Origin of the sequence: Bacillus fonticola (genome assembly GCF_012955605.1) — a bacterium.
GTDB lineage: Bacteria > Bacillota > Bacilli > Bacillales > JC228 > Bacillus_CG > Bacillus_CG fonticola.
Genome location: NZ_CP052135.1, coordinates 2,574,829 through 2,600,783 on the forward strand (window position 1 = coordinate 2,574,829; position 25,955 = coordinate 2,600,783).

The window sequence follows — 25,955 nt, forward strand, 5'->3', positions numbered from 1 at the left end:
CTCCTAGTTAGTGAATCTCCTTTTGCTCTTGAAAGGATTCCCCCATCCCTTCTAAAAAGCTAACCATCGTCGCAATTGATTGCCTCACTTCTGGAGTTCGCATACTGCTCCCGAGCTTCCATAAACTTGGATTGCCACTTTTCTGCGCACTTCCTTCCCCTAGTTTCTCAAAACCATTACCCACTCCGTTCAACATCATCTGCAGTTGACCAGGGTCTAACGTACCGAGAAATTTGAACGCAGTCATCCCATTTTTAATAGTGTTATGCATCGCTGGTTGGTTGATTTGCTGGATCGCAATTTCGCTAACATCAACCCGCTTGTCAAGTAACGCCTCGACTGCCGACAATACGCCCATGTCATTGAGCTGCCTCACTATGCCAATGGTAGCGAGGATCGCCTCTCGGTTTTCCGCAAGAGCAGTCACAATATCTGCAACTGCTTGGGATTGCACCTCTTCAGGATGAGGAACTTCTCTTTTAATTTGCTTGGTGGCCTTCGCCAAAGTGGTTCGCCCCCGTTTCAAATAACTCTGTAATTGGTGTAAAATCGTCTCGTTTCCATTTTTCTTCAACCTTGACACTGATTTGTGGCATGCGGTTTCCGAAGCGATGGTTCACTTTTGGTAATGGCGATTCTCCCTTTTCCTCAAGAACTTCCATTTTGACACTCATCTCTTTGTAGTTCGGCGTATGGGTTATTTTGTCGTGGTAACTACTCGTTAAACGGTTTACCATTTCATGCTCTTCTCTCGTATTCATCGTCAAGTAGAGCTCGTTTCCTCTCACTCGATCTGTCACGATCGCTCTTACTTTGACGTGACCGTAAGGAGAACTTAAGCGAACTAATGAGCCATCCTCAATGCCCCGCTCCTGTGCTACTTCTAATGAAATCTCGAGCCAAGGGTGCGGAACTTTGTGAGTCAATCCTTCCGATCTGTACGTCATGTTGCCTTCATGGAAATGCTCAAGCAATCGACCATTATTTAAGTGAAGATCATACTCGTCTCCAGCTTCAAATCCGGGTGTCCAATCAACAGGGTGTAGCCTTGCCTTACCGTCCGGAAAAGCGAACTTTTCTGTATAGAGAAGCGGAGTATCCGTACCGTCTTTTGCTACTGGCCAAACTTGGCTATTGAATCCTTCCAGTCTCTCATAACTAACACCCGCAAAATAGGGAGCCAGGCTTGCTACTTCTGCCATAATTTCGCTTGGATGCTCATAATTCCACTCAGCCCCTAAGAGATTTGCGAGCTCCTGAAAGATCACCCAATCAGGCTTTGCGTCTCCAAGTGGCTCGAATACTTGGTAGAGCCTTTGAATACGGCGTTCAGTATTTGTAAAGGTACCTTCCTTTTCAAGGCTTGGAGCCGCTGGCAAAATAACGTCAGCAAACTGAGCTGTTTTACTAAAGAACACATCTTGAACGACGAAGAAATCGAGACTTTCTAGCGCAGAATCTACATGGTTAACATTGGAATCCACAATGGCCATATCTTCACCAAACAAATACAAAGCCTTAAGTTTCCCTTTATCAATTCCTTCGACCATTTGATGGTTATCCATGCCTGGGTCTTTTGGTAATGTCACTCCCCATGCCTTTTCGTATCGAGCGCGAACATGATCGTCCTGAATGGGTTCATACCCAGGCAACCAAGCAGGCATCGTGCCGAAATCACAAGCTCCTTGAACGTTGTTGTGTCCTCTAAGCGGGTAAGCTCCTGTTCCTGGTCGTCCGAAGTTTCCTGTAATAAGTAGCAAATTAGCAATCGCTGTGCTCGTATCTGTAGCTCCCATGTGCTGCGTAACGCCCATCGCCCAAAGTCCGCATACAGATTTTGCTTCATGAATCATCGTAGCTAGCTTGATGAGTTCATCTGTTGAGATCCCAGTCGTTTCCTCAGCATAGTCCAACGTAAACTTGTCCAAAGACGCAACGTAATCATCCAAACCATTTACTCTAGTCGCTAAGAAGTCTTTATCCTCCCAGCCTTGATCCAAAATATACTTCGTAACAGCTGAGATCCACACTAGATCAGTGCTCGGCTTCGGATGAAGGTGTAGATCAGCACGCTCGGCAAGTTCATTTGCTCGTAAATCAACGACGACAAGCTTCTGTCCATAAAGCTTGTGCGCACGCTTTATACGAGTAGCGAGAACAGGGTGAGATTCAGCAGGGTTAGCCCCGACAGTGATCACTAAATCTGACTTCTCAATATCTTTAATCGTTCCGGAATCCCCACCGATTCCAACGGTTCTCATAAGACCCGCTGTGGCTGGGGACTGGCAGTAACGCGAACAATTATCCACATTGTTAGTTCCCATAACGGCACGCGCGAATTTTTGAAAGATGAAATTTTCTTCATTTGTACATTTCGATGAGGCGATATAACCAATTGCATCAGAGCCGTGTTCCTCTTTAATGTCTGTTAGTTTAGAAGCGATGAGCTTGAGAGCCTCTTCCCAAGTTGCTTCGACAAACTCATCTCCTTGGCGGATCAAAGGCTTTGTCAATCGCTCCTCGCTATTAATGAAATCCCAGCCCCATTTTCCTTTCACACAAGTAGAAATCCCATTAACAGGGGCATCCTCTTGCGGTTCAATTTTTAAAATGTGCCGATCCTTCGTCCACACTTCAAAACTGCAACCCACTCCACAATATGTACAAACGGTTTTTGTTCGCTTAATCCGTGACTTTCTCATCGCTGCTTCCACTTCTGAAATGGCGAAGATCTCTTTATAACCTGGCTCGACTTCCTTCGTTAAGTCAATCATCGGCTCCAATACTTTTGGAGGAATAGCCGTCATAAACCCTGCTTCCCCAAGCATGGATTTCTCCATTAAAGCGTTACACGGACACACGCTAACGCAATGCCCACACGAGACACAGGAGGATTGATCGATAGACACATCGTTATCCCAAATGACACGTGGTGCTTCCCGTTCCCAATCAATCGTTAAAGTCTCATTCACTTGCAGATCCTGACAAGCTTCCACACACCGCCCACATAAAATACATTGATCGGGCTCGTAACGATAAAATGGGTGTGAGTTGTCGGCTGCATACGGCTTTGCCTCAAACTCATATTTTTGGTGTTCAATTTCAAGGTGCTCCACCGTATTATGAACAACGCAGTTTCCATTGTTGTTGTCACAAACAGTGCAATACAATTCGTGGTTTTTCAAAATTCTAGAGGTGGCTTCATACTGGGCATCCCTTACTTGTTGCGAGGTTGTGTCAATATTCATCCCTGGAATCACCTTCGTGGCACAAGCCCGCACCATTTCACCACCTACGTTCACATGACAAGTATCGCAAGTTTGGATCGTTCCTAGATTTGGATGGTAGCAGATGCTCGGGATATAGGTATCATGATCCTTCGCCACTTCTAAAATCGTTTGCCCTGGATAAGCGGTGTGTTCCTCTCCGTTTATTTGGACAGAAAATGAAGACTCTTTCATTTATGACCCTCCCGTTATGAATTTACTTTTCATCTGATAAAGATTTCATATAGTCGTAATAGGATAGCCAATACGCCCAACCAACAAACACACTTCCACCGACCGCATTCCCGAGAAACACAGGAACAAAATTTGACAGAAAATCTCTCCAAGTAAAATACCCGGCAAATATGCCTGCTGGAATCACGAACATATTGGCGACCACGTGCTGAAAACCGATGGCGACAAAGCCCATGATCGGAAACCAAATTGCGAGAATCTTCCCACCAACATCTTCAGCACCGTACGCCAGCCAAACTGCTAAACCTACGAGCCAGTTACAGCCTATGGCAGAAAAAAATACTCCCCAAAAATCCCCTGCTAATTTGCCTTCTACAATGGATACCGTTTTAGCTAAATAAGGTCCTGTTTCGGTCAATCCCGCTAGATGTCCGAAAACATACGCCACAAAAATTGCGCCAATAAAATTACTGATCGTGATCCAAAACCAATTCTCTAAAAGCTTTCCCACCGCCACCTTTTTAGCAAAAAAGGCAATCGAAACTGCCATCATATTTCCGGTTAACAGTTCGCCACCAGCGATAACGATTAAAATAAGGCCTAACGGAAAAACGGCCGCCCCAAGAAATGTCCCGAATGAACCCCAACCTTCGGGTAAATCTGCTACAACTCGAATGTCTAAAAGATAGCCGACCGATATGTACGCTCCCCCCATAAAACCGAGGATCAGCATGCTCCTAAGTGGTAGAGTCGCCTTCCTAGCACCTGCTTCTACGGATAATTGTGCAATGCGTTGCGGACTATGAAATCCCATCGTATTCCTCCATTCGACTGTAGTGTTACCTTTTTTGGAAATACTAGTATTGTTGTGTGGCATTTTGCGAATTTGTTGGGTAGCATACGATCGTGCTAGTATGGTTATTCTTATAAGGGATGAATGAAGTTTCATAATTCATAAAAAAGAGAGGGAATGAAAAATGGAAAAGGAAACGTTGTTTGGGCGGGTACAGACAATGATTATGTCTTCAACAAAGAAGCCAAAATATACAGCACTTTCTACAGTGAAAATTGCCGATCTATTTGATGTAAAGCCAACAGATGTGGAAAGAGCCTTGCAGGAACTAGTCGAAGAAGGTCGGTTACATAAATCCAAATTAGTAGACCCACCCCATTATGAGACCTACTCACTTCCCTCATAAAAAAACCCGAGTTTTGCCCATTCAGGCAATACTCGGGTTTTAAAAAAGGAACTCATATCACATACATGCGAACACCTAGCATACTCCTATGTTGTTTTTGATAAAGGTGAAGAAAGTCTTATTTTGAGTACCGTACAATATTTTCATACACTTGTAAATTGGCATAGATAGTCTGTAAAGTAGGCGTTTCTAATTGCTCTTGTGCGGCAATGTTAAGTATATACCCATATAAGTGATCCGCCTCAATAGAAAGTTGTTTCTCCATATCCCGCTGAAGTGATGATTTCATGTCATACCCCATCGATTGCAGCTTTTCCAATAGAATCTCTTCAATGGTGTCAGCGAGGGGCGCTCCTGCACTCTTCATAATAGAAGTAGCTTCTCTCAGTGTGTTCTTAATGGTCGCCATTCCCTGCTCGCGAATAGGTCCAATAGGGGCACGAAATAAGGAAGTGACTCCAGAGAGTGTCGTAATAAACAAATATTTGTGCCACATCTCCTGATCTATTGTTTTAGAAAGGGTGAAATTTGCCTTCGTTCCTTCAAATACCTTTTGCAGTTCCTTCATTCTATCTGTTAACTCACCACCTCGTTCTCCAAATACTACATCATGCATTGGACTGCTTTGCAAAATGGCCCCACTCTCATCCATCGTTGATTCTACAAAGCAAAGCCCGCCAATCACATTTTCGTCTTTAAAATTATTTAGTAACGAATCGATATGCGAAATGCCATTGAGTAACGGCAAAATCATTGTATTCGCCCCTACATACGGTCGTATATCCTCAATAACAGTTTCGAGATGGTAGGCTTTGGTTGAAAGAATGATGACGTCATATGGATGTGGGTTTGCACCACTCAGCAAAGTGTTGGGGTGTAGCGTCACGTCGCCATGCACGCTTCGAATGACTAATCCTTTTTCTTGAAGCTGTTGTTCCCGCTTCTCACGTACTAGAAACGTGACATTCTCTCCTTTCTCCAACAATCGACCGCCGAAGTAGCCTCCAACTCCCCCTGCGCCAACCACTAAGATTTCCAAGTCTATCCCTCCATTTTCATTTCAAATCTTTACTAGTCCTACAAAACAAAGTGCACGAACTGTGGCCCGTGCACTTCTTCATTATAGGGTGAAAAACGCTATGATTCCTCCTAAAAAGACCAGTAATAATAGTAACTTGATGGATGTAGGAAGGGAGTCTCTTCCTTTTTCATTTATGTGCTCCTCGTTTTCGGTAACAACGTCACGATTTGGTGTACAGCACCCCATTAGGCAACTTTCTCCCAATCAGTTATATCATACTCGAGTGGCCTGTTTTCTCCCCGTGCTTTTCTCGCAGCAATAAAGAATAGCAGAGTAATAGCTACAGTAAAGAAGGTGGCTCCCACATATGCAATGTTCAGGGAAAGACCTAACCCGATAGGTGCGTAAAGGATGTATGTGCTTGTTGCCATTGTCATAAAGATTGCCGGAACCATTGCAATCCAGTAGTTCTTCTTTGCAATGAACAGATACATAGCTCCGACCCAAAGGGCGATCACTGCCGTAGATTGGTTTGCCCAAGAGAAGTAGCGCCACAATAGCGTGAAGTCTATTCTCGTAAGCGCAAGTGAAACAACAAACAATGGCAGTGCAATCCATAAACGACTCGTGACTTTCTTTTGTGAAAAGTTAAAGTAATCAGCTATAATCATACGTGCACTTCGGAAAGCAGTATCTCCTGAAGTGATGGGTAGAATAATAACACCGAGAATCGCCAAAGTTCCTCCGATGGCACCGAGCATTAATGTAGACGCCTCACTGACAATCAACGCTGGGCCTCCATTTGCTAACAAGTCACCTAGTCCATTATATCCGTCAAAAAGACTCATGGCTGCTGCTGCCCAAATCATGGCAATCACGCCTTCTGCAATCATCATACCATAAAATATTTTCCGACCTTGCTTTTCACTTTGCGTCGTCCGCGAAATAATTGGTGTCTGGGTCGCATGAAATCCAGAAAGGGCACCGCATGATATGGTCAGAAATAGAAGCGGAAAGATGGGAGCATTGTCAGGATGGAAGTTCTGCAATGAAATCTCCGGAATAGGAGCTCCTGTAAACACCAACCCCAAACCGACACCGAGTGCACTGATCAATAATAGGGCACCAAAAATCGGATAGAATCGACCAATAATCTTATCAATCGGTAGCAAAGTAGCTAAAATATAGTAAATAAAAATTGCGGCTAAAATAAGTCCCATTGCCATCCAGCCGTTCATTAACGAGTAAAGTAACGCAGCGGGTGACGTGACGAAAACGGTACCTACAAGTAGCAGGAGCAACACAGCAAATGCGTTGACAACGTGTTTCATGAATTTCCCTAAAAATTTCCCTGCCAATTCAGGTAAATGCGCACCTCTGTTACGAATAGAAATCATTCCAGTAAGATAGTCGTGAACAGCACCTGCGAAAATACAACCTACTACGATCCAAATAAACGCGACTGGTCCGTAAAGTGCCCCCATAATTGGGCCAAATATCGGACCTACTCCCGCTATGTTTAATAATTGGATCAGTGAGTTTCTTTTTGTGTTCATTGGTAAATAATCAATATCATCTTTATGCGTATAGGCAGGAGTCGCACGCGCTTCCCTCACACCAAACACCTTTTCTACAAACTTACCGTAAGTAAAATACCCTACAATCAACAGCGCAATACTTGCTATAAAAGTATACATAGTCCCTTCCCCCTCATACATTAATGAATACGCTTTCAATTAGTATATAAGAGCATTACGAAGATTGGGGCATTTTGTGCGTAAGATGCAATAACCACGGGGTAATGTGCATTATCAACCTAGTGAGATACATATAAGCGTGAATTCGTTAGTAGGCAAGTGGCTGTTTTGACCACGTACTAATAGTTTCAAAAAGAGGACGTTCGCAACCTTTAACACGATTATAATTCCAATATCGCTCTTAATGCCTTCACATAATTCCGACTAACGTATAACTTTTCTGTCACACCTTCCATTTCAAGCTGATAGGCGCCATTAAACCATGGACTGAGACGAGATACACCCTGTAAATTCACAACGTAGCTTTTGTGAATACGGAAAAATGAGTAGGGAATTAACCTACTCTCCAGTTCCTTCAGTGGCGTCTTCACTTCATACTCTCTTCTTTTTGTCATAATTCTTGACACTTTTTCGTCACGGTACATATATAAAATATCTTTTGGCTCTATGTAGTGAATCTCTCCTTTACTCTCTATTGCTAATTTGCCAGCATGTTTTGTTTGCTCGATATTGTTAGGTATGTAGAGCGTTCTCTCAATGCGTTTGATCGTTTCTTGTAATTGTTCTATATCATACGGCTTTACTAAATAATCAATGGCCTCATAACGGAAAGCCTCTGCTGCAAATTGTGGGTAGGCAGTAGCAAACACGAGTAGAGGAACTCTTTTCAACTTCACAAGTGATTTCGCCACTTCCATTCCATTGAGTTTTGGCATTTCGACATCTAAAAAGACGACATCAGGTTGGAGCTGTATAGCTTTCATTACCCCTTCCTCACCTGAACCTGCCTCTCCCACTACTTCAACGGAGGAAAACTTGCCTAATAAATATTTCAGCTCATCTCGACTATATCTTTCATCATCAACGACTAGAACCTTTATCACCTGCTCCATCCGCTCTTCCTCCACTCTTTGGGATCTTAAAAGAAACCTCCGTGCCTACTTTAAGCACACTTTGTAATGTAAGGTTCGATTTTTCACCAAACATCATCGTTAGTCTACGGTTTACATTGTATAAGCCAAGACCGGTTCCGCTCTCTGATACAAGGGGGGTGACACCAATTTCTTGTAGGCGTTCTTGGCTCATTCCTTCACCATTATCTATCACCATTACGGTTGTAGTGGCCTCTCCACTATGAATGTGAATGTGAATCATACAGTTTTTATCTTTATTTTGAATTCCATGTTTCACCGCATTTTCAACAATAGGTTGCAACGTAAGCGGTGGAACTAGACTCGTCAGCGCTTCACTTTCAATATCATAAGAAACTGTGAGTTTATCAACAAACCGTGCTTCTTCAATTGCCAAATAAGCTTTTACATGCTTCAATTCCTCGGCAAGCGTCGTCATTTTCACAGTCGTCCCCATCAAGTTTTGCCTTAAAAAATTTGAGAGTGACACGAGTAAGTCTCTTGCTTTGTTAGGCTCAATACGCACCAACGACACGATCGTGTTTAACGAATTAAACAGAAAATGCGGACTGATTTGAGCTTGAAGCGCCTTTATTTCTGCTTCCTTGGCCAGTTGGTAGGCTCTATCCGCTTCAGCAATTTCAAGTTGGTTACTGAGTAGAACGCTGAGTCCCGAAATCAACTCGATAATCACATTCGTAATTTCTTTTTCCGATTGGAAATAAAATTTTAACGTGCCGATCGTTTGCTCTCTATGTTGCAAAGGTGCGATCACCGCTGCAGAGAGGGGGCAGTCCTTATGTACACAATGTATTGTTGTATCATTTGCCACTTTCAGCTTTCCTTGCTCAATCACTTCTTTTGTTATTTGCGTTTGGAGAGGACTGTTCACGCGATGGTGATCATCACCCAGGCCTACGTGCGCAATGATTCGAAACCGATCCGTCATGGCAACTGCACTAGGTTGAATTTCATTGTAGAGTATTTGACACACCGCCTGAGCCGAGTGAGCATTCAGACCGTTCCTTAAATAGACTAACGTTTGGTCGGCTATCCGCAATGTCTTTTGTGCCTGCAAAGCACCCACCTTTTGTTCCTCATTGATGACATTTTTAATAATCATAAGAAACAGAGCCGAACCGACACCATTTGCTAGTATCATAGGAACACCAATCAACTCAACTAGAGTGATCGCCTTATCAAGTGGTCTTGCTAAAACTAAAATAATGACCATTTGAACTGTTTCCGCAATACCCCCAATCAAAAAAGCATGAGAGAGTTTTACATGCTTATTGCGTTTACGGAAAGAGCCGGAGATGAATCCCGCAACAATGGACGCTATTCCGCAAGCAAGTCCCGTAAATCCCCCCAACGAAAAACGATGAATGCCAGCAATAAGCCCTGCCCCAACCCCTACTTTATATCCACCTAACAACCCAGCGAGGACAATTCCAATCACGCGAGAATTCGCAATCGCTTCATCTGCTGCCACATCCACGGTCCATCGTTGGAATTGCTCTGTATCCGTACTGAACGTCAAGCCTGAATACGTACCGATAATACCGAAAAACCCAAAGAACAAGATGGCCATATATTGCTGCCTACGATTCAAATGATCACTATAGACCATTTCCCTAAAAAACCGCAACCGCGTCAATACAAAAGCAATCGTCACAATCATTCCTAAACGCTCCAACATCGTAAACAACAATTCAACCATGCAACAAACGCCTCACTTCGGGAACTGGTACGCCCCGGTTTTTGTCGAAATTTGTAGAATGTTTTTTTAAAAATTTCAGATGTATAGCGTGTCGTCAAGTCAGTCATCTTGTTACTATCATCTTATCAAATACGTTCCTACTTTCCAGCAAAAATGACCCACTACATCTTACCAGTGGGTCATCTCAACAAAACAACGAATTTAGGCTCATCTAGATTGGTGGTAAGTCAAGTTTCCCCTCCTGAAATAATTCCTTAAGCATATGTTTCGTATATCCTGCTGCCTGTCCAAAGGTAATCTTCGCAGGTAAAGGGGCTTCCTGCGCGTCTACAACTACATCGATAATACATGGCTTATCTTGCTGCACTGCTTGTTTTAATGCCGGGACTAAGTCTTCTGCTTTTTCTACTCTGTACCCAATCCCACCACAAATGTCAGCATAGCGTGCGAAATTTGGATTTTGTAAATCTGTCCCAAACTCAGCATTCCCCATGACCTCTTGTTCAAATTTAATCATGGCGATTTTATGGTTATTTAGAACAATCGCAACAAGGGGTAATTTGTACTTAACTGCCGTCACAAAATCGTTCATCGTCATCGTAAAACCACCGTCACCACAAACGGCCCAAACTTGTTTTTGAGGAAATGCAATTTTTCCGGCAATAGCCCCAGGTAATCCGCATCCTAATGTTGCCAGCCAGCTTGAAATAATCATTTGTTGATGGGTCATACGGAAGTGTCGCGCCATCCACACAGTTACATTTCCGACGTCGACAGAAAGAATGGCATTATCTGTGACAACTTGCTGCAAAGCCTGCACCACGCGTTGTGGCTTAATAGGTGAAGAGTCGTCTCCTTCTTCTTTATCTAACTTTGTCCACCATTGTTTCATATTTTGTTGACATTGTTCTAAAAAGGAACGGTCGCTTTTATGTTCAACTTGGTCTGTTAACCACGTTAAAGTATAATGCGCATCTCCAGCTAATCCTACGTCAACTTTACGACGTTTTCCGATTTGTGAAGCATCTATGTCGATATGTATCGTCTTCGCATCTTTTGGAAGAAACCCAGTAAACGGAAACGATGTACCGATCATGAGTAAAGTGTCTGCGTCCTCCATAGCTTCTGTAGCTGGTTTTGTACCAATTAAACCAAGTCCCCCTAAACAATACGGGTGCTCATCGGGAATGACCCCCTTCCCCGGTAATGTGAGAACAATGGGTGAGGCCATCTGTTCGGCAAATTTCAACAAGGCATCACTCGCTCCTCTAGCGCCCTTTCCTGCCAAAATAACCGGTTTTTTGGCTGCTTCTAACAGTTCTTTTGCCCGTTGCAGGTCAGTATCCTGTGGAAATACTTTCGATTTTATAAAGGAAGAGTTCGTTTCTCTAGCACCACGTTCCACCTCGTATTTTGGAATATCGTCTGGGATCGTAAGCACAGCCACACCCTTTTTCGTGTAAGCTTCCCTAATCGCTTGGTTCAACACCGTCGGCAATTGCTCAGCAGACATGACACGTTGATTATAGACTGCCACATCATCAAATAATCTTTCCAAATTAACCTCTTGGAAGAAATCTGAACCTGACAAATCCGTTTCTACTTGCCCTGCTATCGCAAGAACGGGAACTCCGTCTAACTTGGCGTCATAAAGACCATTCAGCAAATGAATTGCACCAGGACCCGCTATCGCTGTACAAACTCCTAACTTTCCTGTCAACTTTGCATAGGAAGCTGCAGCGAGTGCGCCGTTCTCTTCATGCCTCACCTGTATAAATTTGATCTTATCTTGTGCTTTTCTCAAAGATTCAATAATGGAGTTAATAGAGTCTCCAGGCATTCCATAAATATGATCTACACCCCACTCGACTAACAATTCCACTAATGCGTCTCCTGCATTTTTGCGAAACATATGCAAGCTTCCTCCTTTGGTTTGTTAGATTTCTATTCTCTTTAGTGTTTGTATTTACATTCATTCAATACGCCAGATTTCCATTATTAGAGAGAAGTTAGCCAGGTCGGATCACTCGGTAGTCAGAGATAATGAAATATATACCCTTATATTAAAAGTGTACTTTCACAGGGAAGGCAATTATAATCATAGTGTGTTATGCGCATAATGAATACAAACGGGAATATATTCATTTATTTACATGTCCACAATAATAAATTGGCTTGGTTTTTTCTATAATGATTGCTTTCACAGCTAGGTTGTGTTTCCTGAACAGAATGGGGTGAGGTATTGAAGATTTTTAAAAGGAATGAACTAGTATTGATAAACGGTACCCCTGCACGCTTCTTTGCACAAAACGAACAAGAGTACCTCTTCGTTGTACTTGGCCATGATTGGAAAACAGAAAAAGATATGATCGTTATTTCTGCAGAGCAAATTGACAAAATTGCCATTGAGCCCAAAAAGCAGTTATCACGACTGGAGTAGGGACCCTTTTCTCACGAGGGTGGCTACTTTTTTTAAACACCATTCCCTCCAACAAATTACCCTATCCCAACCCTCTCTAGATCCAAAATACTCACCCTGATCTGGAGGAGATAATGCTTTTGACGAGGCTACCGCTGTATCTTTTTCACTTCCTTAAGTTAAAAAGACGTATTTAACGCATCAGGTTGTACGACAGTCAACGTCCCCTCTTTCGTCACTTCTAGGTCAACATCATCCTTTTTCGACTGTGAGTAATACAAATAGCTTAATGAGGCATTGCATACAAAAAGGACCTACCAACAGTATCGGTAAGTCCTTTTAATGTATAAAAATTTAAAAAACCACCAAATATGTATTTGGTGGAGACGGTGGGAGTCGAACCCACGTCCAGACATATCGTCACTTCAGCTACTACGAGCGTAGTCGGTCTACTTCAGTTTTCGCTACACTAGACGCCGAACGACAGGCGAACTAGCTCGCTAGCCTGTTAGGTCTCTTCCAGAAGTCTCAGGCGGTGACTTCAGGCGTAGCCCACTTTAGTGAACCCTACTGACACCACATGGGCGATGGTGAGTAAGGTTTAGGTAGTCTGCTTACGCAGCTACAGCTAAGTTGTTGTTTTCTTTGCCAGTTATAAGTGTTGACGTTGATGACGGGGCCGATCCCCCCGGCTCGCAACTGTAAGCTCGAACTATCCCTGTCGAATCCGTAACGTCCCCATTCTAAAATAAATCATGAGTTAAAAACCTAAACTCATGCAGGGAAATTAGTCACAAAGCAATTACCTTGTGATCAAGGCGGTGTGAGCAGAGCCCTCGGTAAAAATAATCCAATGCAACAAAATATCACCCTGTATTCGGCACGGCGTCGCTCCGCCCCTTTTCAACAAATGAGTGACTTACAGTATAACTTCGTTGCTTTGAAAGAATCTCGCTCCCACATGTCGTGGTCATAGCGAGGGCAGTTAGTGTGTATCGCTTCATCAGCGACAACTTAAGTATAACAAATTTACGCTATTTGGCAACCACTCTCACGCTAACAATTTCTTACAAAATTACCATTGCTGTTTTGACTTAAAGGCTTTTTCAATTTCACGTTGTGCATCTTTCTTTTTCAGGTCTTCACGCTTATCAAATTTCTTCTTCCCTTTACCTAAACCAATCAATACTTTGCAGTAGCCGTTTTTAAAATACATTTTGAGTGGCACAAGGGCCATACCCGTTTCCTTCGTATCACCAATTAACTTATTAATTTGTTTACGGTGAAGAAGAAGTTTGCGTGTGCGTAATGGATCATGATTATATCTGTTTCCTTGCTCGTAAGTGTTAATGTGCAAATTATGAACAAACACTTCTCCGTTCTCCACACGAGCAAAAGAGTCTCTCATGTTGACGCGGCTAGCTCGAATCGATTTAATTTCTGTACCACTTAACACGATCCCGGCTTCGTATGTTTCTTCAATGTGATATTCATGCCGTGCTTTACGATTTTGTGCAATTAAGTTGCCTTCCCCTTTTGGCATCCGAACTTCCTCCACTTCTCTGTTCCCTTATTATAGTGAACCTCTGGCAGGAATTCAATGAAACAGAGCGAACAGCGTAGCCAATCCCCCTTTGACTCTGTTAGCAAAGGGGGAAGTAGTTTACTTCTGCTTCGGTTTTCGACTCCGTTTTTTCTTAGGGATTTGTTCATAAAATTTCTTGTTGTTTTTCTTTTTCTTTTTCTTTTTCGGTTTTTCGTTCGACCATCCATCTACAGATACTCGATCGTCACCACGTGAGCTTTTCCCTTTATCTCCACCACGTTCGCCTTGACGCTTAGAACGTTCCCTTTTCGGCTTACCTTCACGCTCAGTACGACGACGAGAATCTCCTAAAGGTGTCTCTCGACGACGGTTTTCCTTCATCCCTACAACAGCAAAGTCAATAGATCGTTCATCTTTATTCACAGAGATACACTGTACAGTGATTTCGTCACCGAGACGAAATACCTTCGCTGTCCGCTCACCAACCATCGCCATCTGTCTTTCTTCAAAGCGATAATAATCATCTGTCATTTCGCTCACGTGGATAAGCCCTTCGATTGTATTCGGGAGTTCGACAAACATACCGAATTTCGTCACAGAGCTAATGATGGCGTCAAACTTTTCGCCGACTTTATCAAGCATGTACTCAGCCTTTTTGAGATCATCTGTCTCCCGCTCAGCGTCAACAGCTCGCCGCTCCATTTTTGATGTATGGTCCGCAATGGCATCTAGTTGCACATCCCACTTATTCTGAGTCCCTTCATCGATGCGTCCGCGAATTAAATACTCTCGAATTAGACGGTGGACAATCAAGTCTGGATAACGACGGATCGGTGAAGTGAAATGCGTGTAAAATTCAGCTGAAAGGCCAAAGTGTCCGAGACTGTCTGGTGCGTATCGGGCTTGTTGCATAGAACGCAACATCATCGTCGAGACGACCATTTCTTCGGGTTTCCCGGCTACTGCTTCAATGACCTCTTGTAGCGCGCGTGGATGAATGGCATTCGCTTTCCCTTTCACGATGAGCCCGAAGTTTGTAATGAACTCGAAAAAGCGCTGGAGCTTCTCTTCTTTCGGTTCTTCGTGAATACGGTATATAAACGGCACGTCCATCCAATGGAAATGCTCTGCTACCGTTTCGTTGGCTGCAAGCATAAATTCTTCAATAAGTTTTTCAGCAACAGAACGTTCCCGTAACGCAACGTCTACTGGTTTGCTATCTTCATTCACAATGACCTTCGCTTCTTTAAAATCAAAGTCGATTGCGCCCCGGTGCATTCTTTTTCTACGAAGAATACTCGCAAGTGTTTCCATTGCTTCAAACATCGGAACGAGTGGTGCATAATGTTCTCGAAGCTTCTTATCTTTGTCGACAAGAATAGAGTTTACATCCGTGTATGTCATTCTTTCATTCGTTTGAATGACGCTTTCAAAAATCTCATGGGAAACCACTTCCCCGTCCTCGTTAATCTCCATCTCACATGAAAGCGCTAGGCGATCAACTTGTGGATTTAAAGAGCAAATCCCATTCGATAATCGATGAGGAATCATTGGAATAACACGGTCAACCAAATACACACTCGTCCCACGATCAAGTGCTTCACGGTCAATTTCGGAACCTTCTGTTACGTAATGACTTACATCAGCAATATGAACACTTAGTTTGTAATTTCCGTTCGACAACACACTAACATGCACGGCATCGTCTAAGTCCTTCGCGTCAGCTCCGTCTATCGTTACCAGCTCTTCCTCGCGTAAATCACGACGCCCCTCTAAGTCCTTCTCATTAATTTTTTCAGGGATAGATTCAGCGTGCTCCAACACTTCCTGTGGGAACTCTGTAGGAATCCCATGTTTGTGAATGATGGAGAGGATATCAACACCCGGGTCATTTTTGTGGCCAAGGATATCTGTAATTTCCCCTTGAGCTAGCTGTCGACCTTCTGGATATTTTGTGAGGCGCGCGACGACTTTGTGTCCATCTACTGCCCCTTTACTATTTTCTCTAGACACGAGCACGTCAGCAGTGATTTTTTTATCATCCGGAATGACAAGACCGTAATATTCATGGTCTTGATAAGTCCCGACTACTTCCTTCACACCGCGTTCAACGATGCGTACGATCGTACCTTCCCGACGATCACCTCGAGACTCGTCCAATATGCGTACTAATACAGTATCATTTTGCATTGCCTCGTTCGTTTCGCTAGGAGGAATGAAAATATCGTCCATTCCCCCACCCTCCACAATCACAAAGGCAAACCCTTTCTCGTGTGCACGATACGTACCTCGCAAAAAGTTTAGCTGTTCTGGGAGACCGTACCGATTGGAACGTGTTCGAATAAGTGTGCCCTCATCCTCAAGCTGTACAAGCAGTTTGACAAGCTCTTTAAATGTATCCGCGTCTTGAACAGATAACCGCTCCTCTAACTCTTGCACGGTAAGCGGTTGGGGTGCTTCTTTGCAAATAGTGAGTATCTCGTCACGAAGTAACCTTTCGTCCATGATGATCTCCTCCCTTCCTTATATACTTATACATTCCAGTCTAACCCTTCCAAAAAGGCATAAACATCTTTATGCAACTGTTCCTTTTCTTGGCCTAGTGTAATAACGTGACCCGAATCCTCATACCACTTTAAATCTTTAATGGGCGATTCTGCTTCATCGTATATAATGTTTGCACTATTTGTGTTGATCATGTGATCTTTTCTTCCTTGCACAACAAAAAGCGGTGCGTACACAAGATCCACTTGCTCACGTACACTTTTAATGAGGTTTTGCAGTTCTTTGAACGTGCTCATCGGTTTAAAGTCTTCCATCTCTTGTTCAATAACTTCTTCTGATTTCCCTTCGTACTTTTTAAATTCCCGTGCGTAATCAAGTACTCCTTGATACATCACATCTTCACTTTTTATGTACATCGGTGCACACATCGGGAATACTCCTTTTACCGGCTTCTCTAACGAAAGCTTTAACGAAAATACACCACCCAGTGAAAGCCCACCAACAGAAATTTCCTCATAGCCTAAGGAACGCAGATGTTCGTAACCGTCCAGAACATCTTGCCACCAGTCTGTAGGCCCTGTCTTCACAAGTTCTTCAGGTGGTACGCCGTGCCCCTTATAATGGGGAGCGTGTGACGTATACCCATTCTTTTGTAAGTATCTTCCGAGCATCCGTACATCAGAAGAATTACCAGTAAAACCATGAAGCAGTAGAACTGCCCGAGGACCTGCTTCAAATGTAAACGGTTTTGGTAAGTTGAGTTTCATGTTGTGAACCCCTTTCTCTCTATATACTAGTTTCCCCATGTAGCTTAAGAAAAACATCGGTGTTCGATTGGAAAAAATCTACACTCTCAAAAGATTTACTTTACCAAATATACGGACACACATCCACCGTTCTGTTTGTTTTGAAACGGGAGAGACGACTATAAATGTTATGGACGAGCGTGTCTCATATCTGTTCTAAGATTTTGGCAAAGAAAAAACCTGACCGTCGCTGGCCAGGTACTAAAGCTAACTCTATTAAACAAAGTACGTAATTGAAATTGCCAGTACAAAAAACAAAACAGCAAGAACAATTGTCACTCGATGAAGAACCAGATCCAACCCACGAGCTTTTTGCTTTCCGAAAAGTTGTTCTGCGCCTCCAGAGATGGCACCAGATAACCCTGCACTCTTACCTGATTGGAGCAAGACCACTACGATCAAAGCGATACAATCAATAATTAAAAGAGTAATGAGAAGAGCATTCAACTCGTCCACCTCCTACTACCTACCGTCAATTTTTCCTTCGTTTAGAATAGCATAAACGCACATTAACTACAAGGTGTTTTAAGTGGATGGACGACGTTTGCGCGCGTTAGACAGGTTCTTGCGCGTATTCGACATGGTTTTGCGCCGATTCGACATGGTTTTGCGCACATTCGACATGGTTTTGCGCACATTCGACATGAGTTTGCGCACACGGTCATTTTCCACATACAAATAGAAGAACTCGCACTTTGTTGAGGGCTACCAGACTAACTTTCTGGACAGCCCCGTAGTTATCATTATTTTACGTTGTAGAAAGTTTTGTCGCCTAGGTATTCTGCAAGTTCGTCAAGTCCGTCTTCGATACGAAGAAGTTGATTATACTTCGCAACACGATCTGTACGTGACGGGGCACCTGTTTTGATTTGTCCAGCGTTTGTAGCCACCGCGATATCAGCGATGGTGCTATCTTCTGTTTCACCAGAACGGTGAGAGATAACTGCTGTGTAACCTGCACGCTTTGCCATTTCGATCGCGTCAAATGTTTCTGTTAACGTACCGATTTGGTTTACCTTGATCAGAATTGAGTTCCCAACACCTTGCTCAATTCCTTGCGCAAGCTTCGCCGTGTTGGTTACGAACAAATCGTCACCAACGAGTTGCACGCGGTCACCGATACGGTCAGTTAACAATTTGTGACCTTCCCAGTCGTTCTCGTCCAAACCATCTTCAATAGAGATAATCGGGTACTTGTTCGCAAGCTCTTCGTACCAAGCGACCATTTCCTCAGAAGACTTCACGACGCCTTCACCAGAGAGATGATATTTACCATCATCTTTATTGAATAACTCAGAAGCGGCCACGTCCATAGCTAACTTCACTTGTTCGCCTGCTTTATAGCCAGCCTTTTCGATCGCTTCAAGAATCGTAGTCAACGCTTCTTCATTTGATTTTAAGTTCGGTGCAAATCCGCCTTCATCTCCGACTGATGTGTTGTAACCTTTTTCTTTCAACACGGCTTTTAGATTGTGGAAAATCTCCGCACCCATGCGTAGTGCTTCTTTAAAGCTTTCCGCACCGACAGGCATGACCATGAATTCTTGAATATCAACGTTATTGTCTGCATGCTCTCCACCGTTCAAGATGTTCATCATCGGAACAGGAAGTTGCTTTGCATTGAAGCCGCCAAGGTATTGATATAGTTCTACGCCGAGAAGGTCAGCAGCTGCGCGTGCACACGCCATAGACACGCCTAAAATAGCGTTTGCTCCCAGCTTGCCTTTGTTTTCTGTTCCATCCAAGTCGCGTAACGCTTTATCGATACCTACTTGGTTTAAAATGTTGAAGCCTTCAAGCTCTGGTGCAATCGTTTCGTTCACATTGGCTACAGCTTGTTCAACTCCTTTGCCTAAATAGCGATCTTTGTCGCCGTCACGGAGCTCTACTGCTTCGTATTCCCCAGTGGATGCGCCACTTGGTACGAGCGCGCGACCGAAGGCACCAGATTCTGTATAGACTTCTACTTCTACTGTTGGATTTCCTCGAGAGTCTAAAACTTCACGAGCATAAACGTCTAAAATGTATGGCATGTGTACCGCTCCTTTATTTTTGAATGAGACTGGTTCCAGTCATTTCTTTTGGTTTTTTTACGTTAAGTAAGTCGAGCATAGTTGGTGCTAAATCACCTAGTTTCCCACCGTCTCCTAGTGAAGCGGATGCGTCAGTCACAATACACGGAACCGGATTGGTTGTATGAGCGGTCATCGGAGTGTCCTCAAGCGTAATCACTTCATCAGAGTTCCCATGGTCTGCTGTGATAATTGCCTTACCGCCTTTTTCCAGTATAGCATCCACAATCTTTCCTAAACACTCATCCACCGTTTCGATCGCTTGAATCGTCGGCTGGAGCATCCCCGAATGCCCTACCATATCCGGGTTAGCGAAGTTCAAAATGATCGCATCATGCTTATCCGCAGCAATTTCCTGTAATAGCGCATCGGTTACTTCGTACGCACTCATTTCAGGCTGCAAATCATACGTAGCTACCTTAGGAGAATCAATCAACAGACGTGTTTCACCAGGAAACTCCTGCTCACGTCCACCACTCATAAAGAACGTCACATGCGGATATTTTTCAGTCTCCGCAATGCGAAGCTGCTTGAGATTATTTTGTGAGAGCACTTCACCAAGCGTATTGTCCAGTCCAACCGGCTGAAATGCTACATACCCATCTACCGTTTCGCTAAAATGCGTTAGGCAGACAAAATGCAAATTCTTCGGATGCATTTCTCCACGATCAAACGAACGGAAGTCTTCATTTGTAAACGTGTTGGAGATTTGAATCGCACGATCTGGTCGGAAGTTGTAGAAAATGACCGCGTCTTCGTCTTGAATCGTAGCGACTGGCTCGCCGTTCTTTTGTATAACTGATGGAAGCACAAATTCGTCATAAATCTCATTTTTGTATGAATCATCAACAACTTCTAGAGCAGATTCGTACGTGGGTCCTTCCCCGTATACCATAGCACGATACGCTTTTTCGACGCGTTCCCAACGCTTATCACGATCCATGGAATAGTATCGCCCAGAAATGGTGGCAAATTCTCCGACACCGTACTCTTTCATTTTTTCTTCTGCTGCTGTGATGTATTTTTTAGCCGTTTGTGGTCCCACATCACGGCCATCAAGAAATGCATGAATGTATACGCGCTCCACACCTTGTTTGCTAGCTAGCTTCAAAAGAGCGTACATATGCTCAATATGACTGTGCACACCGCCATCAGATAGCAAACCGAAAACATGTAAACTGCTGTTTTTTGCCTTTACATGATCCATCGCCGCAAGAAACGTATCATTTTCTTGAAACTCCCCTTCACGAATTGACACGTTGACTCGTGTAAGGCTTTGGTACACGATGCGTCCTGCACCAATGTTCAAGTGTCCGACCTCAGAATTGCCCATTTGACCTTCTGGAAGTCCAACTGCCTCCCCACTCGCCTGTAGTGTTGTGTGAGGAAATTGCGTCCAGTATCGGTCAAAGTTCGGTTTTTTGGCTTGTGCGACCGCGTTCCCCTTCGTCTCGTCACGAAGTGCAAAACCATCTAAAATGATGAGAGCTGTTGGGGATTTCGTCATTGGCTACCTGCCTCCAATAACTGCAAGAACGATGCTGAATCAAGACTAGCCCCGCCGACAAGCGCGCCATCAACGTCAGGCTGTTCCATTAGTTCACCAATCGTTGCTGGTTTAACGCTTCCCCCGTATTGAATGCGTACGGCGTCAGCTACGGAGTCATCGAATATATTTGCGATCACTTGACGAATGTGTGCACATACTTCGTTAGCGTCTTGGGCTGTAGATGATTTCCCTGTACCGATTGCCCAAATAGGTTCGTAAGCGACGACCGTTGTCTTCGCTTGTTCACTCGAAACTTCCGCAAAAGCCTTGGTCACTTGGTCACCGACGATTGTTTTCGTATCGCCAGCTTCTCGTTGTTCAAGCGTCTCTCCTACACACACGATCGGAGTGATGTTGTGACGGTGAGCTGCTTTCACCTTTTGGTTGACCGTTTCATCTGTCTCTGCAAACAGCTCGCGGCGTTCAGAGTGACCGATGACGCTGTAAGAAATGCCTAGATCAGCTAGGGCTGCAGGACTAATTTCACCTGTAAATGCCCCGTTATCCTCGAAGTGCATATTCTGTGCGCTCACCTTCAAGTCAGATCCATTTGCTGCTTGTTGTAATTCCGCCAAAAATAGTGCTGGTGCACAAACGACTGCATCTACCTGGTCTGTAGAAGGAAGCTGACTTTTCACTTCTTCAATAAAAGACTTCGCTTCGCCCATCGTTTTATTCATTTTCCAGTTTCCTGCGATGATTGGTTTTCTCATGCTCTTTCACCCTTCCATTAGTTCATAAGCAATTCGACAAAATTCGGGGCGTACCAGTTCCCGGTCTGGGTTTATTTGTTTTGGAGCGCTACCACGCCAGGTAGTTTTTTGCCTTCCATGAACTCTAGTGATGCGCCGCCGCCTGTGGAGATGTGAGACATTTTATCTGCTAGGCCGAATTTTTCTACGGCTGCTGCTGAGTCGCCACCGCCGATGACGGAGTATGTTTGCTTTGATTCTGCAAGTGCTTCTCCGACGGCTTTTGTCCCGTTCGCGAACGCTTCTAGTTCAAATACACCCATTGGTCCATTCCAAATGACTAGCTTTGAGTCTTGGATTACTTTCTTATACATCTCTTGTGTTTTCGGGCCGATATCTAGCGCTTCCCAGTCTGCAGGGATGCTGTCAATCGAAACGACTTTTGTATTCGCATCGTTGGAGAAATCGTCTGCCACGACAACGTCTTCAGGGACGTAGAAGTTGACACCTTTTTCTTTTGCCTTTTTCATGAAACTATTCGCTAGTTCGATTTTATCTTCTTCTAATAGTGACTTTCCGACCTCATGACCTTGTGCTTTGACAAACGTATACGCAAGTCCCCCACCGATGATCAAGTTGTCCACTTTGTCTAATAGATTGTCAATGACACCAATTTTGTCTTTTACTTTTGCTCCACCGATAACGGCTGTAAATGGGCGTTCTGGAGCTTCAAGTGCTTTGCCCAGTACGTCAAGTTCCTTCTCCATTAACAAGCCTGACACAGCAGAAATGTGCTCAGCAATTCCTGCTGTCGATGCGTGTGCACGGTGTGCAGCACCAAATGCATCGTTTACAAAAAGATCAGCAAGAGAGGCGAACTCTTTTGCTAACGCTGGGTCGTTCTTTTCTTCACCTTTTTCAAATCGAACATTCTCAAGTAACAAAACGTCACCTTCAGCTAAGGCATTCACTTGTTTTGCCACTGCTTCTCCGTATACTTCGTTCGTTTTATGTACGGTCGTGTCGAGTAGTTCCCCGAGCCGCTTCGCCACAGGAGTCAGACGTAGCTCATCAACTATTTCCCCTTTGGGACGACCAAGGTGACTCGCCAAAATGACTTTTGCACCTTGTTCGCGAAGATACTGAATAGTTGGCAAAGCTGCTTTGATCCGTGTTTCGTCTGTGATGTTTCCGTCTTTCATCGGAACATTAAAGTCCACGCGACAAAATACTCGTTTCCCTTTTACATCTACATCACGTACTGACTTCTTTTGCATCGTGACAGCCTCCTTGTCATAGGAAAATTCAAAAAGGGGAGGGAATGATTTAGAGCCCCCATCCCCCTATCCATCTTATCTTATAACCCTTGTTTTGCAATATAAGCAGCAAGGTCCACAACACGTGAAGAGTAGCCAGTCTCGTTGTCATACCAAGAAAGAACTTTTACCATGTTGTCTTCCATCACCATTGTAGAGAGGGCATCAATTGTAGAAGATGCACTGTTTCCATTGTAATCTCGGGAAACGAGCGGCTCTTCAGAGTACGCTAAAATGCCGTTCAAATCACCTTCAGCAGCTTCTTTGAACGCCGCATTGATCTCATCAGCAGTTGCGTTTTTGTCGAGTTCAGCAACGAGGTCCACAACAGAAACGTTAGGTGTAGGTATGCGCATGGCCATTCCGTTTAACTTTCCTTCAAGCTCAGGAAGAACTAAAGAAACTGCCTTCGCTGCACCAGTAGTCGTTGGGATGATTGATTCACCTGCAGCACGTGCACGACGGTAATCTTTATGTGGAAGATCAAGAATTTGTTGATCGTTTGTGTACGCATGAACGGTTGTCATCATGCCACGCTTAATCCCAAATTTATCGTTAAGTACTTTTGCAAATGGTGCTAAACAGTTCGTCGTACAAGAAGCATTTGAAATAACATGGTGGCTTCCCGCATCATATTTATCTTCGTTTACACCCATAACAATTGTAATATCTTCTTCTTTTGCAGGGGCAGAGATAATCACCTTTTTCGCACCAGCATCGATATGTTTCGCTGCATCTTCACGGTTTGTGAAACGGCCTGTAGATTCAACAACGATATCCACACCGAGGTTCCCCCAACCAAGTTGAGCAGGATCACGTTCTGCTAACACTTTAATTTTCTTGCCACCCACTACAAGGCTGTCACCTTCAACAGTCACCTCTTGGTCAAGTTGCCCGTGGACAGAATCGTATTGAAGAAGGTGTGCGAGCATATTCGCATCCGTTAAGTCATTCACCGCTACGATTTCTACTTCTGGATTATTGAGGCTTGCACGAAACACGTTACGTCCAATTCGTCCAAAACCGTTAATTCCTACTTTTACTGCCATGTTTAAGTTCCTCCTTAAAGTTGTACCTTATATAGATTTGAAGAAAAACAGAGCAAAACTCTCTTTTTCCTACTTCACAAACATGTTGCGTGCTGCTGCTTCGTCAGTAATTAAAATGGTCGCGGAAGGGGCTTGTTTGCAATACGCTTGGATCGCCTTGGCCTTCGAGGCACCACCAGCCACTGCGAGTAGATGCTTTGCGCCTTTTAGATGCTCCAGTTGAATACCGATTGTCTGCACCTTATACACAACGTTTCCTTCTTCGTCAAAGTAATAGCCAAACGCTTCCCCTACAGCATGCCCTTGTTGAATCTTTTTCACATCTTCTTCGCTCGTTTTTCTTCGCTTGGCCATTGTCATCGCATCACCAATGCCGTGTAAAACGAAGTCGGCTGCGCTGATGTATTCAAGAACTTCACGTATGGAAGGCTCTTGGACAAACTTTTCATAAGCGTCTTGGCTGACTTGGTCAGGAACATATAATGCTTTGTACTCTGCTTGCGTCTTTTCCGCCATCTTAGCGCAAATGGTGTTTGCTTGGTTATAAATCTCTTCACCAATGCCTCCACGCGCAGGTACAAACAAAGCATCAGTCCCAAAATCTGGTGTCAACATATCGGCAACTGTCGCCATTGTCGTTCCGCCTGTAACCGCAATGATATTTTTTCCAGTTCTTAGCTGTTTCATGCATTCTACTGTAACGCGGCCTAATTCTCTTTTTACCCAAGGAGATTCGTCACTATTTCCAGGAACTATAAATACTTTCTCTAGGGCATACTCATCCATAAGTGCGTGCTGCAATTCTGTTAGATTTAGTAAATCCCGCATTAATTCATCTAGTTCAAGTAAAGTTTGACGACCCTTTTCCGTCATTCTCATACCCTCTGAGGATACATCTAGTAACTCTTGCGTCTTTAAGTTATTGACTTCTCCCCGTAATACACGTTCACTAAGACCGAGCGTTTGAGCGACACTCCTTCTTCCTACTGGGCCCATCCTACCAATCGCCTTTAACACAACGTAACGGCGTTGCAGGAGGGGGACTAGTTCTGGAGTTAGTTGCCGAATAGCAGTGACGAATGAATTCATCTTTTCACACACCTCCCTCTGATGGTCTGATAACGTCCCACTAAGACGTATTATGTCCCACCAGGGGATAAAAAAACGTGGATGCACCACGATAATGATGGAACAAAAGAATTCTATTCTCTCATTCCGCCATTATTGTATCAATCCACTATTTTTTTTTCAACTATTTGAATCGATTTCATAAATCACTTTTCTTAAACCTTGATTAACGCTCTTATCTCGGGATTAACGCTCTTAAACCCGGATTAACGCTCTTATCTTGGGATTAACGCTCTTAAACCCGGATTAACGCTCTTATCTCGGGATTAACGCTCTTAAACCCGGATTAACGCTCTTATCTCGGGATTAACGCTCTTAAACCTGGATTAACGCTCTTATCCTGGGATTAACGCTCTTAAACCCGGATTATCGCTCTTATCTCGAGATTAACGCTCTAAAAACCAGATTAACGCTCTAAAATCGACTTCCCATAGACTACTCCTCATGAAGAAAAGCGTCACTTAGCACGTCCCATGTAAGTCGCCCACTTTGTATTTCTACTCCATTAGAAACAACAACGGGAACCGACAATCCGTATCTTTCTGTAAGCACATCGTCTCCATCTATATCTACTTCTTCCAAGTCAAAATGCGCATCTTCTTTGATTAGCAGAAGCAACTGTTTCCCCTCCTCGCACAAGGGACAGCGCTCTCTCGTGTAAAATGTTACGCGATTCATATAATTCCTGCTCCTTTAGGCGACGTGAAATTGTTCTTTTCTGTGTTGTAGCGGCGTTTTGCTCACGATAACGGATTTCTGGCCCCGGATCGCGGATACTTACAACTGTTCAGGACTTCATTTGAC

The 25,955-nt window shown here is 43.9% G+C and carries 21 protein-coding genes and 1 other RNA gene; 2 read left to right on the top strand and 20 right to left on the bottom strand.

The genetic code is table 11. From position 1 onward, the window contains the following. Window positions 1-7: 7 nt before the first annotated feature. The 3 genes from HHK01_RS12800 to HHK01_RS12810 are packed head-to-tail and all read right to left on the bottom strand — an operon-like array spanning window position 8 to window position 4,275. Entirely contained in the window at window positions 8-505 is a 498-nt protein-coding gene (locus tag HHK01_RS12800; RefSeq protein ID WP_170008136.1) for a helical membrane plugin domain-containing protein, read from the bottom strand. Further along, window positions 480-3,461 (bottom strand): formate dehydrogenase subunit alpha, encoded by a 2,982-nt coding sequence (fdhF, locus tag HHK01_RS12805; RefSeq protein ID WP_170008137.1) that lies wholly within the window; start codon window positions 3,459-3,461, stop codon window positions 480-482. The genes HHK01_RS12800 and fdhF overlap by 26 nt, the downstream gene beginning before the upstream one ends. Before the next feature lie 22 nt (window positions 3,462-3,483). Then, window positions 3,484-4,275: a formate/nitrite transporter family protein gene (locus HHK01_RS12810; RefSeq protein ID WP_170008138.1), complete on the bottom strand. Its 792-nt coding sequence runs from the start codon at window positions 4,273-4,275 to the stop codon at window positions 3,484-3,486. A 163-nt stretch (window positions 4,276-4,438) separates the two neighbouring features. On the opposite strand from HHK01_RS12810, the gene HHK01_RS12815 reads away from it, so the two are divergent. After that, a complete protein-coding gene (locus tag HHK01_RS12815; RefSeq protein ID WP_170008139.1) occupies window positions 4,439-4,660 on the top strand; it encodes a PCI domain-containing protein in 222 nt (73 codons plus the stop codon). A 118-nt stretch (window positions 4,661-4,778) separates the two neighbouring features. Here the strand turns inward: HHK01_RS12815 and HHK01_RS12820 are convergent, their stop codons facing one another. The 5 genes from HHK01_RS12820 to HHK01_RS12840 form a co-directional block, all read right to left on the bottom strand. After that, window positions 4,779-5,699: a ketopantoate reductase family protein gene (locus HHK01_RS12820; protein WP_170008140.1), complete on the bottom strand. Its 921-nt coding sequence runs from the start codon at window positions 5,697-5,699 to the stop codon at window positions 4,779-4,781. Window positions 5,700-5,926: 227 nt separating this feature from the next. Then, window positions 5,927-7,378, bottom strand: coding sequence for a carbon starvation CstA family protein (locus HHK01_RS12825; RefSeq protein WP_170008141.1), 1,452 nt, complete (start codon window positions 7,376-7,378; stop codon window positions 5,927-5,929). A 221-nt stretch (window positions 7,379-7,599) separates the two neighbouring features. Beyond that, window positions 7,600-8,331, bottom strand: coding sequence for a LytR/AlgR family response regulator transcription factor (locus tag HHK01_RS12830; RefSeq protein ID WP_170008142.1), 732 nt, complete (start codon window positions 8,329-8,331; stop codon window positions 7,600-7,602). Next, a complete protein-coding gene (locus tag HHK01_RS12835) occupies window positions 8,300-10,069 on the bottom strand; it encodes a sensor histidine kinase (RefSeq protein WP_170008143.1) in 1,770 nt (589 codons plus the stop codon). The genes HHK01_RS12830 and HHK01_RS12835 overlap by 32 nt, the downstream gene beginning before the upstream one ends. A 211-nt stretch (window positions 10,070-10,280) precedes the next feature. After that, complete coding sequence (locus HHK01_RS12840) at window positions 10,281-11,981, bottom strand: pyruvate oxidase (RefSeq protein WP_170008144.1); 1,701 nt, start codon at window positions 11,979-11,981, stop codon at window positions 10,281-10,283. 330 nt (window positions 11,982-12,311) lie between these two features. Between HHK01_RS12840 and HHK01_RS12845 the strand changes: the two genes are divergently transcribed. Then, complete coding sequence (locus HHK01_RS12845; protein WP_170008145.1) at window positions 12,312-12,509, top strand: hypothetical protein; 198 nt, start codon at window positions 12,312-12,314, stop codon at window positions 12,507-12,509. 357 nt (window positions 12,510-12,866) lie between these two features. Here HHK01_RS12845 and ssrA read toward each other — a convergent pair. The 12 genes from ssrA to HHK01_RS12905 form a co-directional block, all read right to left on the bottom strand. Beyond that, window positions 12,867-13,228: a transfer-messenger RNA gene (gene ssrA, locus HHK01_RS12850) on the bottom strand. Between the two features lie 335 nt (window positions 13,229-13,563). Further along, window positions 13,564-14,031 carry an SsrA-binding protein SmpB gene (gene smpB / locus HHK01_RS12855; protein ID WP_170008146.1) on the bottom strand — a complete coding sequence of 156 codons (468 nt, stop codon included), beginning with the start codon at window positions 14,029-14,031 and terminating at the stop codon, window positions 13,564-13,566. Between the two features lie 120 nt (window positions 14,032-14,151). Continuing rightward, complete coding sequence (gene rnr / locus HHK01_RS12860; protein WP_170008147.1) at window positions 14,152-16,539, bottom strand: ribonuclease R; 2,388 nt, start codon at window positions 16,537-16,539, stop codon at window positions 14,152-14,154. Window positions 16,540-16,565: 26 nt separating this feature from the next. After that, window positions 16,566-17,306, bottom strand: a complete 741-nt coding sequence (locus HHK01_RS12865) for an alpha/beta hydrolase (protein WP_170008148.1) — start codon at window positions 17,304-17,306, stop codon at window positions 16,566-16,568. Between the two features lie 255 nt (window positions 17,307-17,561). Beyond that, window positions 17,562-17,792, bottom strand: coding sequence for a preprotein translocase subunit SecG (secG, locus tag HHK01_RS12870; RefSeq protein ID WP_170008149.1), 231 nt, complete (start codon window positions 17,790-17,792; stop codon window positions 17,562-17,564). A gap of 296 nt (window positions 17,793-18,088) precedes the next feature. Further along, on the bottom strand, window positions 18,089-19,378 hold the full coding sequence (eno, locus tag HHK01_RS12875; protein ID WP_170008150.1) for a phosphopyruvate hydratase: 1,290 nt from the start codon (window positions 19,376-19,378) through the stop codon (window positions 18,089-18,091). Window positions 19,379-19,391: 13 nt separating this feature from the next. Next, complete coding sequence (gene gpmI, locus HHK01_RS12880) at window positions 19,392-20,924, bottom strand: 2,3-bisphosphoglycerate-independent phosphoglycerate mutase (protein ID WP_170008151.1); 1,533 nt, start codon at window positions 20,922-20,924, stop codon at window positions 19,392-19,394. Then, entirely contained in the window at window positions 20,921-21,679 is a 759-nt protein-coding gene (gene tpiA, locus HHK01_RS12885; protein ID WP_170008152.1) for a triose-phosphate isomerase, read from the bottom strand. Before tpiA ends, gpmI begins: the two co-directional genes overlap by 4 nt. 71 nt (window positions 21,680-21,750) lie before the next feature. Beyond that, complete coding sequence (locus HHK01_RS12890) at window positions 21,751-22,935, bottom strand: phosphoglycerate kinase (RefSeq protein ID WP_170008153.1); 1,185 nt, start codon at window positions 22,933-22,935, stop codon at window positions 21,751-21,753. Between the two features lie 80 nt (window positions 22,936-23,015). After that, window positions 23,016-24,023 (bottom strand): type I glyceraldehyde-3-phosphate dehydrogenase, encoded by a 1,008-nt coding sequence (gene gap, locus HHK01_RS12895; RefSeq protein WP_170008154.1) that lies wholly within the window; start codon window positions 24,021-24,023, stop codon window positions 23,016-23,018. A gap of 69 nt (window positions 24,024-24,092) precedes the next feature. Continuing rightward, window positions 24,093-25,112, bottom strand: a complete 1,020-nt coding sequence (locus HHK01_RS12900; RefSeq protein ID WP_170008155.1) for a sugar-binding transcriptional regulator — start codon at window positions 25,110-25,112, stop codon at window positions 24,093-24,095. A 474-nt stretch (window positions 25,113-25,586) separates the two neighbouring features. Continuing rightward, window positions 25,587-25,829, bottom strand: a complete 243-nt coding sequence (locus tag HHK01_RS12905) for a glutaredoxin family protein (protein WP_170008156.1) — start codon at window positions 25,827-25,829, stop codon at window positions 25,587-25,589. Window positions 25,830-25,955: the final 126 nt, after the last annotated feature.

What these genes read in the sequence shown, in the direction of transcription:
- fdhF (WP_170008137.1), bottom strand. Translation starts at nt 3,461, where the DNA reads ATGAAAGAGTCTTCATTTTCTGTCCAAATAAACGGAGAGGAACACACC.
- HHK01_RS12810 (WP_170008138.1), bottom strand. Translation starts at nt 4,275, where the DNA reads ATGGGATTTCATAGTCCGCAACGCATTGCACAATTATCCGTAGAAGCA.
- HHK01_RS12815 (WP_170008139.1), top strand. Translation starts at nt 4,439, where the DNA reads ATGGAAAAGGAAACGTTGTTTGGGCGGGTACAGACAATGATTATGTCT.
- HHK01_RS12825 (WP_170008141.1), bottom strand. Translation starts at nt 7,378, where the DNA reads ATGTATACTTTTATAGCAAGTATTGCGCTGTTGATTGTAGGGTATTTT.
- HHK01_RS12830 (WP_170008142.1), bottom strand. Translation starts at nt 8,331, where the DNA reads ATGGAGCAGGTGATAAAGGTTCTAGTCGTTGATGATGAAAGATATAGT.
- HHK01_RS12835 (WP_170008143.1), bottom strand. Translation starts at nt 10,069, where the DNA reads ATGGTTGAATTGTTGTTTACGATGTTGGAGCGTTTAGGAATGATTGTG.
- HHK01_RS12840 (WP_170008144.1), bottom strand. Translation starts at nt 11,981, where the DNA reads ATGTTTCGCAAAAATGCAGGAGACGCATTAGTGGAATTGTTAGTCGAG.
- smpB (WP_170008146.1), bottom strand. Translation starts at nt 14,031, where the DNA reads ATGCCAAAAGGGGAAGGCAACTTAATTGCACAAAATCGTAAAGCACGG.
- rnr (WP_170008147.1), bottom strand. Translation starts at nt 16,539, where the DNA reads ATGGACGAAAGGTTACTTCGTGACGAGATACTCACTATTTGCAAAGAA.
- HHK01_RS12865 (WP_170008148.1), bottom strand. Translation starts at nt 17,306, where the DNA reads ATGAAACTCAACTTACCAAAACCGTTTACATTTGAAGCAGGTCCTCGG.
- eno (WP_170008150.1), bottom strand. Translation starts at nt 19,378, where the DNA reads ATGCCATACATTTTAGACGTTTATGCTCGTGAAGTTTTAGACTCTCGA.
- gpmI (WP_170008151.1), bottom strand. Translation starts at nt 20,924, where the DNA reads ATGACGAAATCCCCAACAGCTCTCATCATTTTAGATGGTTTTGCACTT.
- tpiA (WP_170008152.1), bottom strand. Translation starts at nt 21,679, where the DNA reads ATGAGAAAACCAATCATCGCAGGAAACTGGAAAATGAATAAAACGATG.
- HHK01_RS12890 (WP_170008153.1), bottom strand. Translation starts at nt 22,935, where the DNA reads ATGCAAAAGAAGTCAGTACGTGATGTAGATGTAAAAGGGAAACGAGTA.
- gap (WP_170008154.1), bottom strand. Translation starts at nt 24,023, where the DNA reads ATGGCAGTAAAAGTAGGAATTAACGGTTTTGGACGAATTGGACGTAAC.
- HHK01_RS12900 (WP_170008155.1), bottom strand. Translation starts at nt 25,112, where the DNA reads ATGAATTCATTCGTCACTGCTATTCGGCAACTAACTCCAGAACTAGTC.
- HHK01_RS12905 (WP_170008156.1), bottom strand. Translation starts at nt 25,829, where the DNA reads ATGAATCGCGTAACATTTTACACGAGAGAGCGCTGTCCCTTGTGCGAG.